Source organism: Ruegeria sp. YTSB088 (assembly GCF_059609825.1).
In genome coordinates, this window is record NZ_JBXWMM010000002.1 from 473,529 (window position 1) to 486,545 (window position 13,017).

General features: G+C 58.5%; 13 protein-coding genes. 5 read left to right on the forward strand and 8 right to left on the reverse strand.

The window, feature by feature from the left end; translation table 11 throughout:
- Positions 1-9: 9 nt before the first annotated feature.
- A complete protein-coding gene (locus AC2FFA_RS05275) occupies positions 10-669 on the reverse strand; it encodes a DsbA family oxidoreductase (RefSeq protein ID WP_496850341.1) in 660 nt (219 codons plus the stop codon).
- Complete coding sequence (locus AC2FFA_RS05280) at positions 666-2,183, reverse strand: class I adenylate-forming enzyme family protein (protein ID WP_496850342.1); 1,518 nt, start codon at positions 2,181-2,183, stop codon at positions 666-668. The genes AC2FFA_RS05275 and AC2FFA_RS05280 overlap by 4 nt, the downstream gene beginning before the upstream one ends.
- 64 nt (positions 2,184-2,247) lie before the next feature.
- Here AC2FFA_RS05280 and AC2FFA_RS05285 point away from each other — a divergent pair, with 64 nt between their 5' ends.
- A complete protein-coding gene (locus AC2FFA_RS05285) occupies positions 2,248-2,871 on the forward strand; it encodes a helix-turn-helix domain-containing protein (protein WP_117868795.1) in 624 nt (207 codons plus the stop codon).
- On the opposite strand, the gene AC2FFA_RS05290 is transcribed toward AC2FFA_RS05285, so the two are convergent.
- On the reverse strand, positions 2,860-3,099 hold the full coding sequence (locus AC2FFA_RS05290) for a hypothetical protein (RefSeq protein ID WP_117868796.1): 240 nt from the start codon (positions 3,097-3,099) through the stop codon (positions 2,860-2,862). The genes AC2FFA_RS05285 and AC2FFA_RS05290 overlap by 12 nt on opposite strands.
- A gap of 557 nt (positions 3,100-3,656) precedes the next feature.
- On the reverse strand, positions 3,657-5,474 hold the full coding sequence (locus AC2FFA_RS05295; protein WP_496850343.1) for an extracellular solute-binding protein: 1,818 nt from the start codon (positions 5,472-5,474) through the stop codon (positions 3,657-3,659).
- Positions 5,475-5,772: 298 nt separating this feature from the next.
- On the opposite strand from AC2FFA_RS05295, the gene AC2FFA_RS05300 reads away from it, so the two are divergent.
- Positions 5,773-6,546: a 3-hydroxybutyrate dehydrogenase gene (locus tag AC2FFA_RS05300; RefSeq protein WP_496676456.1), complete on the forward strand. Its 774-nt coding sequence runs from the start codon at positions 5,773-5,775 to the stop codon at positions 6,544-6,546.
- Positions 6,547-6,613: 67 nt separating this feature from the next.
- Positions 6,614-7,639, forward strand: coding sequence for a patatin-like phospholipase family protein (locus tag AC2FFA_RS05305; RefSeq protein WP_496850344.1), 1,026 nt, complete (start codon positions 6,614-6,616; stop codon positions 7,637-7,639).
- Here the strand turns inward: AC2FFA_RS05305 and AC2FFA_RS05310 are convergent, their stop codons facing one another.
- The 3 genes from AC2FFA_RS05310 to AC2FFA_RS05320 form a co-directional block, all read right to left on the reverse strand.
- A complete protein-coding gene (locus tag AC2FFA_RS05310; protein WP_117868800.1) occupies positions 7,640-8,317 on the reverse strand; it encodes a DUF502 domain-containing protein in 678 nt (225 codons plus the stop codon). It lies immediately after the preceding gene.
- Between the two features lie 64 nt (positions 8,318-8,381).
- Positions 8,382-9,293 carry a pseudouridine-5'-phosphate glycosidase gene (locus AC2FFA_RS05315; RefSeq protein ID WP_496850346.1) on the reverse strand — a complete coding sequence of 304 codons (912 nt, stop codon included), beginning with the start codon at positions 9,291-9,293 and terminating at the stop codon, positions 8,382-8,384.
- Complete coding sequence (locus tag AC2FFA_RS05320) at positions 9,290-10,183, reverse strand: PfkB family carbohydrate kinase (protein ID WP_299893700.1); 894 nt, start codon at positions 10,181-10,183, stop codon at positions 9,290-9,292. The genes AC2FFA_RS05315 and AC2FFA_RS05320 overlap by 4 nt, the downstream gene beginning before the upstream one ends.
- A 171-nt stretch (positions 10,184-10,354) precedes the next feature.
- On the opposite strand from AC2FFA_RS05320, the gene AC2FFA_RS05325 reads away from it, so the two are divergent.
- Positions 10,355-11,497, forward strand: a complete 1,143-nt coding sequence (locus tag AC2FFA_RS05325; protein WP_496850348.1) for a HupE/UreJ family protein — start codon at positions 10,355-10,357, stop codon at positions 11,495-11,497.
- Here AC2FFA_RS05325 and AC2FFA_RS05330 read toward each other — a convergent pair.
- Complete coding sequence (locus AC2FFA_RS05330; protein WP_496850350.1) at positions 11,494-12,114, reverse strand: thiamine phosphate synthase; 621 nt, start codon at positions 12,112-12,114, stop codon at positions 11,494-11,496. The two genes, AC2FFA_RS05325 and AC2FFA_RS05330, sit on opposite strands and share 4 nt — an antisense overlap.
- Before the next feature lie 155 nt (positions 12,115-12,269).
- Here AC2FFA_RS05330 and AC2FFA_RS05335 point away from each other — a divergent pair, with 155 nt between their 5' ends.
- Complete coding sequence (locus AC2FFA_RS05335) at positions 12,270-13,013, forward strand: RNA methyltransferase (RefSeq protein WP_117868805.1); 744 nt, start codon at positions 12,270-12,272, stop codon at positions 13,011-13,013.
- The last annotated feature ends 4 nt before the right edge of the window (positions 13,014-13,017 follow it).

Genomic DNA, 13,017 nt, shown 5'->3' on the forward strand with positions numbered 1-13,017 from the left:
ACCTCTGTGCTATTCTGCAGGGGAAGCCTCAAGTTGAGACATGATCTCAGCGATTACTTTCTCCCACATTTCAGGAGGTTGCGCGCCCGGCACCGCATGTTGGTTCGCGACAATGAAGGTCGGAACCGAACTGACGCCCATTTCGCGAGAATGAGCATCGCGGTTGCGGACATCCTCGCGGTCGGCGTCGGATTTCAGCAGCTTCATGACCACGGCTGCGTCCATTCCGGTGCTGTCTGCGATGTCGGCCAGCACCTCGTGGTCGCCGATGTCGCGGCCCTGCACGAAATAGGCGTCGAACAGCGCATCCACCACATCGTTCTGCTTGCCCTCGATCCCTGCCCAGTGGATCAGGCGATGGGCGTCCAGCGTGTTGGGGGTACGTTTCATGGCATCGAAGTTGATGTTCAGACCGGCCTTTTCGGCATGTTCCACCACCGGCGCATAGGCGCGCAACGCGCCGTCCTTGCCGCCGAACTTGCGCTCAAGATACTCGCGCCGATCCATACCCGCATCCGGCATGTCAGGATTCAACTGGAACGGATGCCATTCAATGACAAAAGGGTGGTCGGGCACATTGGCCAGAGCCTTGTCCAGATAGGTTTTGCCAATATAGCACCACGGGCAGATCGGATCGGACAGGATGTCGAGCTTGACGGTCTGGGTCATTTTGTTGGTGCCTCGAAATAGGCCGGCAGCGCCCGGCGCAGGAGTTTGCCGTTTCCGCCAGTTGGCAGGGCGGGCAGATGGATGAAGGCGCGAGGCTGTTTGTACCGCGCCAGGTTGGCTTCGACATAGGTGCGCAAGGCCGTATCGTCCAGCTTTTCAGGGCCCGTATAGAAGGCCGCTATCACAAATGTGTCCGGTTTGACCTCGACTGCCGCTGCGCCGACTTGGGTTATGCCCGGATAGCGGGCAAGAACGGCTTCGACCTCGACCGGGGATACGCGATAGCCACCCGCGTTCATCATGTCGTCGTCGCGGCCCAGATAGCTGATCTGGCCATCCACTGCCATGGCCCCCTGATCGCCAGTCAGAAACCATTCACCCTGCATCCGCGTTTCAACGTCCTCGGGTGCGTTAAGATAGGTCAGCATCAACCCGGGGTCAGAGCGGTGAATGGCAATTGTACCTTCCTGCCCCTGTGGCACCGGACCGTCCGGACCAAGGATCGCCACTCGACGCCCGGGTTGCGGTTGTCCCAGTGCGTCTCCGCGCGCAGGATGGTCCGGGCTGGAGGAAATGAAGGTAGAGCATTCGGACATGCCGTAGGCTTCGAACAGCTCGGTGCCGGTGGCATTCAGCCACTGTTCGTGCAGGGCGCGCGACAGTTTCTCTCCCGCGCATAATCCGTGGCGCAGGTCTGGCAGCTCCATCCGATTGCGCCAATGCACTATCTTGCGAAAGACCCCCGGAGCCGCAGCAAAGATCGTTGCGCCATGCTGGCGCAGTAAGGCAGGCAATGCAGTGATTTCGGTTCCGGGTTCCGGGATCAGGGCCGTCGCACCAATGGTCCATGGGTCCATCAAGCCAGTGCCCAGCGTATAGGTCCAGTTGAAAGCCCCCGCGTGACACAGCCGGTCGGTCTCGCGCAGACCATACCAGCCATCGACCATCATCTGCCGCGCCCAGATTGCCCGGTGGGCATGGGCCACGGCACGAGGCTTGCCCGAAGTTCCAGAGGTGTAGACGACATAGGCCATACGTTCCGGATCGCCCATGTCAAAACCTGCCGCTGGCAGGGTTCGCATCGCTTTCAACTCGTTCAGCCTGATCTGCTTGGAATGCGAGGCACAGGCAACATCCGGATCGCGCAGTATGGCCGCCGGAGAAAGCTCGTCGATCATTTTGGCGGTTTCGGGTTCCGTCAGTTGCGACGATGTCGGCACCGGTACGATACCCACGGCAATTGCACCCAGATAGGCAATCGGGAAGTCCACCGTATTGCCCAGCCGCATCAGGGCGATATCTCCGGGTTTCAATCCTTCCCGCAGCAACCCCGCGCCGGTGCCCAGCACGGCTGTTTTCAGATTGCGAAAGCTCCAATCCTGCGTATCGTTTTCACGCAAGACTGACAAAGCCAGTTTATCCGGGGCTTGATCCGCGCAGCCCAGAACATGAGCTGCCAGATTGAAAGGTGTGGGGCAGGGCGCAGGCGCCCCCTGATCGAAGATTGACAACATGGCCTCTGGCTATCGCGCCGCCTGTCGCGTTGCAAGCGTGGCTGGCCGGGCCTATAGAAGGGTCATGAGCACTCAAGATCCCAAATCTCTGATCCGAATTGCCCGCAACTCTGGCGAACACACCGAAGTTGAACCGTTGGACCTTGGCGCGCGTGTGAGAGAGCTGCGCAAAGCACGGGAATGGACATTGGAGCAAGCCGCCAGTCAGGCCGGTTTGGCACGTTCGACCCTCAGCAAGATCGAAAACGGGCAGATGTCGCCGACCTACGACGCGCTCAAGAAGCTTGCGACTGGATTGGAGATTTCGGTTCCGCAGCTTTTCACGCCGCCCCAGCGCGATCAGGTGATCGGGCGTATGGCGATAACCCGTCTGGGCGACGGCACGGCGCACGCCACAACCACTTATGAACATGAGTTGCTGGCCGAAACCCTGACCAAGAAACAAATGCTGCCCTATCGCGCGCGGGTCCGCGCGAGATCAATGGAGGAATTTGACGGCTGGGTGCGCCATGACGGAGAAGAGTTTATGTATGTACTGACCGGTGTCGTCAAGCTTTACACCGAGTTTTATGAGCCGGTGGAGATGCGCAGGGGCGACAGCGCCTATTACGACGGCAGCATGGGCCACAATGTGATTTCCGTCAGTGACGAAGACGCGACTATCCTTTGGGTCACATCACTTGCTTAAAGCGGCACTGCTGAATTCACGGTTCAGCCCTTCGGTGAACAGGAAGTCTTCGACCTCCTCATGCGCCTCATTCATTGTAAGTTGGTGACGTTCGGCCAAATAGGCTTCAAATCCTTTTCGATCCTTCAACACGCGCATCATGTCTTTGTCACGCAAGTTCGGAAAACGCCGCTTTGCGCGTTCGCAGGCCGCGCTCCAGTCTTTTGTAAGATCGGTCCAGTTCATCATCAATGAGCTTCCCTTAGCAACGATTAGGACTGCTCTCCCCCACATCAGAGTACGAACGGGGTGCCGTAACGAAAGACATGACAAAATGTCGCATCCTGAGGCCGCGCCTTTTTTGGGGGGAATTGTGCCCGCTGCGAAGTATCCGCAGCGGGGCGACGGGCCTACATTTGGTGTGAGTGGTGGCGGGCCCGGTTGTTCTTTGGTTCCCAGCGTCCGATTGTCCGGGCAGTCCGGGATCTTGGGCTGGCACCAGCTATCTATGACGACTAAATATGCCATTTTATACAGGTTTTTCTAGGTGAGTAAAACTGTTTGAGGGCGTTTCCTGCGGGATCACCCGGTGGTGATTGTGTTGGCGGCCCAGTACGGCGGTTTGGGTGCGATCAAACGATATCTTGTATGACGCGGCAATGTGCTGAATTTTGCCGACTGATGGAGTCTTCCTGACCGCAGATTGTACAGAACTGCTGAAACTTCGAGCTTCTGACGTTCGGAATGCCCGCTTGGAAAAACCCGCCGGGATCACATACCCATCGGCTGGCCCTGGGATCACGCCTCTACCGGGCGTCGTACCACCACACTTCTGGCATGTATTGCGGACCGTCACCATAGATGGGCAGGGTTTTCGGGTGCTTCAGTTCCTTGACATGCGCAATTCGTCCGATGTCAAAGCTCCAGATCGGGATGACATAGCGGCCTGCTGTCAGTACCCGGTCCAGCGCGCGGGTGGCATCGGTGAAGTCCTCGCGGGTTTTTGAGGCGAGCATGGCATCGATCATTGCGTCAACTGCGGGCGAGGATACGCCCATCAGGTTGCGTGTGCCGGGGGCATCAGCAGTCTCGCTGCCCCAATAAAGACGCTGTTCGTTGCCAGGAGACAGAGAAAGCGCCCGGCGGAATGTCGTGACGTCAAAGTCCAGTTCAGAGGTGCGTCCGACATATTGGGCATTGTCGACTTGTTCCGTCGTGACCTGAATGCCAAGACGTTCCAGCGCGCGGGAATAGATCTCGACCACTGTTGCCATCTCGCTGTCGCCCTGTTGAAGCAGGAAAGTCACCTGAAAGGCATCACCATTTCCGTTGCGCAGTGCGCCGTCCTGAACGGTCCAACCTGCCTCGGTCAAAAGCTTGGTGGCCTCGCGAAGGTTTGCCCGGTTCCGGGCCGACCCGTCACCCTTCGGTAGCTCATACCCTTCCAGCGTGCCTGGCAACAGGATGTCAGCGTAAAGAAGCAACAGTTCTTTTACCTGCCCTTGGGCCGGGCCGGGCTGCATGGCAAGGTCGGACCCCGAGAAATAAGACGTGATCCTTGGTTGGGCGCCACCGGTTACCGTGTCGTTGATGAACTCAAAATTGAAGGCAAGCATCAGCGCTTCGCGCACACGCCAGTCGTCGAACGGGGCCTTTCGTGTATTCATCACGAACCCGGTCATTCCCGAAGGTTTTCCATGTGGAATTTCAGTTTTAATCACATCACCCCGCTGCACAGCGGGAAAGTTGTATTGCGTGTCCCATTTGTCGGCATTGAATTCACGGACGGCCGACAACTCTCCGGCCTTGAAGGCTTCGAACAAGACGCTGCCGTCGCCGTAGAATTCGATCCGCAGCTCATCAAGGTTCATGGTGCCGCGGCGAAACGGAATGTCGTTCCCCCAATAGTCCGGATTGCGTCGCAGATTCACGTAGCGTCCCGCTTCGTAGCTATCGATCACATAAGGGCCGGTTCCAATCGGCACATCATGCAGTTGCGCGTCAGCGAAGTCCTTTCCCTCCCATTGTGCCTTTTGCAGGATCGGACGCATCCCTGCCAGCAGCGCAAGCTCTCGATCGGGTTCATTGAACGTAATCCGCACCGAGCGCGGGCCTGTTTGTTCGATGTCGTCGATCTTGCCCCAAAGACCGCGATAGCGCAGATGCCCCTGCGTGCCCAAAGTCTCGTAAGACCAGATCACATCATCGATCGTGACCGGGCTGCCGTCGGAAAAACGCGCCTCTTCCCGCAGGGTGAATTCGACCCAGGACCGGTCTGGATCGGTCTCAACTGATTCGGCTAACAGCCCGTAAAGTGTGAAAGGTTCGTCCCAGGATCGCCCCATCAGGCTTTCATGGGTCCAGAAAGGCAATTGCCATGGCGAAGTGCCTTTTTGCAAAAACGGGTTCAGACTGTTAAAGCCGCCCGTGTTTCCGAAAACAGCTTTGCCACCTTTGGGCGCATCCGGGTTCGCATAGGGGAGAGACACAAAATCCGGTGGTAGGGCCGGGTCCCCGTACATAGCTATGCCATGAGACGATTCTGCATGGGCGACAGACATCACGAAAATGCTGGCGATTCCCGCCGCAAGTGATCGAAACGGACGGAGAAATTCCGGGCTCATTTTGGAAACAATCCTGCTCTGGCCTTATTTTGTTGGAGATCATCGTAGTGATGATTTTTCTTATTATCAAACTTTTAGCTTGGACCAAGGCGCAGAATTGCTTATAAAGGTTGCACTGCTCGATAGGTTTCTTGCCTGTATGAAACCTGCCTCAATAACTTAACGCCCGCTTCGTGCGGGCGTTTTTTTGTGCGTCGCGAAGTCTCAGGCCGGGATTCCAATCTGATGTGTTTCCCCGTTTTCTTTGCAGGTGCAGCATGGCATGGTGCGCCTGATTAACGCTTGAGGGAGAATGGACATGAGCCTGTCCGGTAAAACGGCAATCATCACGGGATCAAATTCGGGCATCGGGCTGGGCGTAGCGCGCGAGCTGGCCAAGGCGGGTGCCGATGTGGTTCTGAATTCCTTTACGGATCGCGATGAAGATCATGCGCTTGCCGCAGAGATTGCGAAAGAGACCGGAACCAATGCGCGCTACATCAAGGCCGACATGTCCAAGGGCGAGGAATGCCGATCACTGATCGAACAGGCGGGGTCCTGTGATATTCTGGTGAACAATGCTGGTATTCAGCATGTCTCTCCGATCGATAAGTTTCCGGTTGAAAAATGGGACGCGATTATCGCAATCAACATGAACTCGGCCTTTCACACCACGGCGGCTGCGTTGCCGATGATGCGCAAGGCGGGTTGGGGGCGGGTGGTGAACATCGCCTCGGCCCATGGTCTGACGGCATCCCCTTACAAGGCGGCATATGTTGCGGCCAAGCACGGCGTGGTGGGAATGACCAAGACCGTAGCGCTGGAAACCGCGCAGGAACCGATCACCTGCAATGCCATCTGCCCGGGCTACGTTCTGACGCCGCTGGTCGAGGCGCAGATCCCCGACACGATGAAAGAATACAACATGAGCCGCGAGGATGTGGTGAAGAACATTCTTTTGGAACGGCAACCCTCCAAGGAGTTCGCCACCGTCGAGCAATTGGGTGGAACGACTATCTTCCTGTGTTCGGACGCGGCGGCTCAGATCACCGGAACCACAATTTCAGTCGATGGTGGCTGGACAGCACTTTGAGGTTTAAAGGGGGCCATTGCCCTCATTCCCCCGAAGCATTCTTTTGCAGAGACGAAGGGGCAGCGACGTGAAACGGATCAATCTGGCTTTGCAGGGGGGTGGCGCGCATGGCGCGTTCACCTGGGGTGTGCTTGACCGGCTGCTGGATGAGGAAGACATCGAGGTCGCTGCCATCACCGGAACCTCCGCAGGGGCGCTGAACGCAGCGGCGTACAAGTCGGGAATGGTTCATTCAGGGCGCGAAGGAGCGCGGGCGCGCCTGGACGGGTTGTGGCAGCGCATGGGCGCTATTGGCGACATGCGTTTCGCCAACTGGTTTCGCGGCCTGGAACCGGCGACCATTGCGCAGGCGATGGAATATTCGGTACCGTTTTCAATCGGGGATGCGTGGTCGCGAATGGTGTCGCCCTATGCGTATGGGCCGTTCTACAGCAACCCGCTGGAACCGGTGGTGGACAGGTTCAATTTTGACGAGATTTGCGCGGAAGACGGCCCGCGTCTTTTCGTGTGTGCCACTTGCGTACGCAGCGGCAAGATCCGCGTCTTTTCCGGCGACGAGATCAGCACGGACGCTATCCTGGCCTCGGCCTGTTTACCGACCCTGTTCAAGGCGGTTGAGATTTTTGATCCGAAAACAAACCGGACCGAAGCCTACTGGGACGGCGGGTATACCGGCAATCCGGCTCTCTATCCGCTGTTCAACGATGATTTGCCGGATGACGTGGTGATCGTGAACATCAATCCGCTGGAGCGCGACGAAGTTCCGGTCACACCGCAGCAAATTCAGAACCGGATCAACGAGATCAGCTTCAACTCATCCCTGTTTCGCGAGTTGCGGGCGATCAGCTTTGTCCAACGGTTGCTGAAAGAGGGCAAGCTGACCTCCGGAGAGATGAGCCGCGTTCTGGTTCACATGATTGCAGATAACGAGTTGATGAACAGCCTGTCTGTTGCCACCAAGACCGTGCCCAATCCGGTCATTCTGCATAAGCTGAAACAGGCCGGACGGGACGCCGCGGACGGTTTTCTTGCCAAACACAAGGACGATTTGGGGCAGACCAGCACAATTGATCTGCCTGCGATGTTCAGCTGATCACTCGGGTGGCTGGGTCGGATCTTTTCCATTCGGATAGACAAGCCCCGCTGAAATCACCAGTTTGGCTGCGTCTTCGATGCTCATATCCAGCAAGATCACGTCTTCTGCGGGGAAGAACAACAGAAACCCCGACGTCGGGTTGGGCGTCGTGGGCACGAATACGCTCAGCAGCTCTCCGCCGGTTTCGGCACGTTCGCTTACCTCACCTTTGGCGCTGGTGGAGACAAAGCCGATGGCCCAGATCCCGCGACGCGGGTACTGGATCAGGCAGGCTTTTTCAAAAGAACGCTCAGTCTGGGCAAACACCGTTTCCGAAATCTGTTTGATCCCGGAATAGACCGAGCGCACGACGGGCATCCGGTCAACAACGCTTTCGGCGAAGTGGATCAGGGAACGGCCCAGAATACCCTTGGCGATCCAGCCGACCAGAATGGTGAAGATCAGGAAGATGACCACGCCCACACCGCGCAGGTTGATGCCCACGTACTGTTCTGGCTGGAACTGGTGTGGCACCAGTGGAAGAACCGCGCTATCGATCCAGCCGACCACCGACCAGATCAGCCAGACCGTCAACCAGACAGGCGCAATGACAACGACGCCCGTCAGAAAGGACGCGCGCAGCCGTGAAAGCATGCCTGGGCGGCGGTGAGGTTCTTCGTCGAACGGTGTATTCATGGTGGTTCCGAATGGTTTCCGGAATTAGGTAGTCAATCCACGGCCTTGGTACAATAGGTTAACGTCACCTCTGTTTGACCAGCGCTTGCGCGATCTTTGCCGCCAACCGTGCATTGTTTCGAACAAGGGCGATGTTGGCGACCAAGGACCGGCCTTCGGTCTTTTCAAAGATTCGTTGCAGCAGATAGGGGGTCACTGCTTTGCCGGTGATACGATGGGCATCCGCATCTGACTGAGCCTCGGCGATGATCGGGGCCAGTTCCTCGGACGGGATCTGATCAGCGGCCGGGATCGGATTTGCCACCAACTGCCCGCCGGACAGACCCAGCGCGCGGCGGGTGGAGTGGGCTTTGGCGATGGCGTCGGCACTGTCCATACGAAGGGGCGCGGCAAAGGGCGACTTTGCCGACCAGAACGCAGGAAACTCGTCCTGACCATGTGCAATCACAGGCACGCCCAGCGTTTCCAGAACCTCAAGCGTTTTGGCGAGGTCGAGGATGGCTTTCGCCCCGGCTGCGACGACAGTCACCGGAGTATGCCCAAGCTCGTGCAGATCGGCAGAGATGTCGAACGTGGTCTCGGCACCCTGATGCACGCCGCCGATACCGCCGGTGGCAAAAATCTCGATCCCGGCATAATGCGCTGCGATCATAGTCGCCGCAACGGTGGTGGCCCCGGTGCCACCGGTCGAGATGCACGCTGCCATGTCCGCGCGCGAGATCTTGGCGACACCCTGGGCCTGACCCAGCCATTGCAGCTGATCCTGCTCCAGCCCCACATGCAATTTGCCTTCGATCACGGCCATTGTCGCAGGAACCGCTCCCGCATCTCGGATGTCCTGTTCGACCTGTGCCGCGACTTCGATGTTCTGCGGGTAGGGCATCCCATGGGTGATGATGGTGCTTTCCAGCGCAACGATGGGCAGGCCCGCGTCCTTGGCGGCGCTGACCTCGGCTGAGTATTGAATGTCGATCACAGTGGGGTTTCTCCGGAAACGTAGGTTGCAGCGGCGTGCAGGGCGCGGGCCATAGCCTCGTCACTGGATGCACCGCCGGATTCTGAGGCGATATGGGCCGCCATGAAAGTGTCCCCGGCGCCGGTCACGCGTGTGACCAGAACGGCAGGGGGTGTTTGTGTCAGGATATCATCAGAGCTCCCGACGGTGGCTGAATTGCCGCCATCGGTGACCAGAGCGCGCAGCGCGCCACGATCCAGCAGGCCCTTAGCGGCGGATTCGGAGTCGGTGAACTCGCGCTGACACAGGATGCCGGCCTCTTCGAGATTCACGTAAAGCGTTGCGCGTGCGTGTTTCAGGAAGGGTAGCAACCGTTCGGCTTTGCCGGGCGAGGCCGGGGCCACGCGAAGATCAGCGCGAGAGAAAGCAGGGCTTTGAGCAATCTCTTCAAGCAGGTCCAGTGTCAGATTGCCGTCGAGTGCGATTGGGCCTTCAAACGGTGTGTTCTCATAGCCCAAAGGCCCGTGCATCAAGGGGCGTAGTATCTTTGCGCCAGCGGCTTCCAGCGAATGCGCGTCGGCAATCGCCGCGATCAACCCGTTCGCCCCTTCGACAGCCATGTAGCGGTCAGTCGGCAAATCCTGCGAACGATAGATGTGATCCGTCACCATGCCGAGGCGCGAACAGGCGTGAACCAGCTCGTCGCCTTCGGGATCGCGGCCAATGGCAGTTAGCAGGGTGGGCGTCATGCCAAAGCGTACCAGTGTCATGGCAATGTTCATCGCGACGCCGCCGGGCAGGCGGGTGATCCGGCCCGGCACGTCCGAGCCTTGCCTCATGGCGCTGGCCGATCGACCGATAACGTCCCACAGGACCGAGCCGATGCACAGGATATTGGTGTTCTGAGTCATACGGGATGTCATGCCGCAGCGATGGTGCCCGTGCAAGCCGGAACGTTATCGCTATAAGAGATTCCCGATCTGCCGGGGCTGATGTTTCCTTTGGGCTTGCGATCCGTGGCCTTCGCGGGAACAATCGAGAGCAATGATTGGTGATTTGATTTTCCTGTTGGAGCGTTTCGTATGAATGGCCCTGCCTTCCGTGCCATCCTTCGAGTCCTCAAAACCTGCGCCCTGAGTATTATTGTTCTTCTGACTGTGCTTCCTGGAACTGTTAAGGCACAAACCGCCCCACCGACAGTTGTCGATTTCTGGGTCAAAGCTGACACGCTGTTTCTGGAGGTGAAATTGAATGCCGAGTCGATGCTGGCCGGGGCCGACCCGACACAGCCAGAAACCTATTCTGACGATACACAGTACCGATCTCTGCGGCGGAAGGTGTCGTCGGAACTGGAACCGCAGATCAGAGACTTTGTTCAGGTCTGGAAGCAAAGCCTTGTGGTCGAAGCGCCTGATCGCCTGGACCTGTCTTATGAAGGTGTGCGTATTCCGGTGGTGGGCGACACGGAAAAAGTGCGTGTTTCCAAGTTGTTGTTGACTGCACGTTTGCCGGATCATGCATCGAATCTGCGCCTGACCTGGCCGCAGTACAGCGGGTCAGTCGTTCTTCGTCAGCAAAACGTGATGGCCCCGTATACAGGGTTTCTGACTGCCGGAGAAATCAGCCCACTGATCCCGTTGCAGGGCGGGGCATCGCTGACAACAGAGCAGACACTGCAGACGTATTTCGCAAAGGGGATCAGCCGTTTTGTTCAAAGCCCCCTCAAGCCATCCATCGTTGTTCTGACACTCGTAATGCTGACACTGAGCCTGCGGCCTGTGGTGTCTCAGGTGGCGTTTTTGGCAGCAGGAGTTTTTATCGGGCTCGGGTTGGGCATGTACGGCGCGCTGGACGTGCCAGAAAATGTGCAGGACCAGGCGTTGGTGGCCTCGATCATCATTCTGGCGCTATGGAACCTGGTGGCCCGGCACTTGCAGGTCTGGCGACTGTTGGCTGTGCTTGCCGCAGGTTGTGTTCAAGGATTGGTACTGGCTTCGGATTTGACAAGGATCGGGGTGCCGCCCGATCATCTGGCCCCGGCTGTTTTTGGGTTTGGCGTCGGAAATACACTGCCTGTCATCCTTGTGGCTGTTCTGACCTTTGCCTGCGCGCTTTTGGTTGCTGGCGGGTCACACAGAACACGAGGCCGGATTTCGGTTCTGGCCTCGATGCTGATCGCCGGAATCGGCGTGTATTGGATGGCTGAACCCTGGTTGCTGGCTTAAGACATCGCCGCCAGCAGCGTGTTCAGCGCGGCCAGCGGGTCGTCGCTGCCCCAGATTTCGTCGCCGATACCGAAGAAATCGGTGCAGGAGGCCAGATCACGGATCAGCTCGGGCGTCAGACTGCCTTCGGCCACGACCGGGACCTCGATCATCTGGGACCACCATTGGAACAAATCCTTTTCGGCGCGGGTTCCGTCCCCCAATGTGGCGGTTCCGACGGGCCCGAAGGCCACGTAATCCGCGCCGTGTTCGCCCGCCGTCATGCCGTCATGGCTGGACGCGCCGCAGAAGCTGCCGACAATCGCATCGGTGCCCAGTTCCTTGCGCGCGGCGCGGACCGAGCGTGCGCCGTCATCCAGATGCACCCCGTCCAGCCCTAGACGTTGCGCCAACAGCACGTGGTTCGATATCACGATGGCCACGTCGCGGGCGTGGGCCACTTCGCGGCAGGCATCAGCAGCACGGGCGATGGTGTCTTCGTCGTTGCCAGCCAGCGCCAGGCGGATGCAGGCGATCTCGGCCCCGTCCAGAACCGATGCCAGTTTGCCGGGGAACGTGCTCAGCTCGATCGTCGGAGGCGTTATCAGGTAAATCTGCGGCTGCTCGGGGGTGTCCATGGGCGCGTCCTTCGGGTTTCAGTCTTTGGCGCGGTTTAGCGGATTGCGGCGGGGAAGCAAACTTTTATGGCTGAGGCCGCGCAAATAACACCCCCAGCGCCTTGCCCTGCAAGTGCGTGCCGATTACAGCAGGCCAAGTTTTCATAAGGTGAACCATGCCAAGCGACAAATCTCAGCCTTCCTTCGTGCTTGTTCGCCCGCAGATGGGTGAGAATATCGGTGCTGCTGCCCGGGCAATGTGGAACTTTGGACTGGACCGAATGCGCATCGTGGCGCCCCGTGACGGCTGGCCAAACCCCAAGGCAGTGGCGATGTCCAGCGGTGCAGGCCGGTTGCTGGATGAAGCACTGCTGTTTCACGATCTGGCCGGATCGCTGGCCGACAGCACCTTTGTCTTCGCCACCACTGCACGGCAACGCGGGCTGACGAAACCCGTCTACAGCCCCGAGCGCGCCATGCAGATCGCTGCTGAAAAAGTCGCGGCGGGCGAAAAGGTTGCGGTTCTGTTCGGCCCCGAACGTGCGGGGTTGGAGAACGAAGACATCGCCAAGGCAAACGCAATCATTTCGGTGCCGGTGAACCCGGAATACGCGTCGCTGAACCTGGGCCAATGCGTTTTGCTGACCGCTTATGAGTGGATGCGCCAGACTGGCGACGTGGTGCATGAATCCACTGATCTGGGAAAGGGTGACTGGGCCACGGGGATCGAGGTTGAAAAACTGGTCGAGCACTACGAGGACCGGCTGGAAGAGGCCGGGTTCTTCTATCCCCCCGAAAAGGCCGAGGGCATGAAAACCAACCTGCGCAATCTGTGGTCGCGGATGCGGATGACGCGGGCCGATGTGCAGATGCTGCACGGGATCATGCGGCAGATGGTCCGCTGGAAAGACAAAGGCTGAGGCT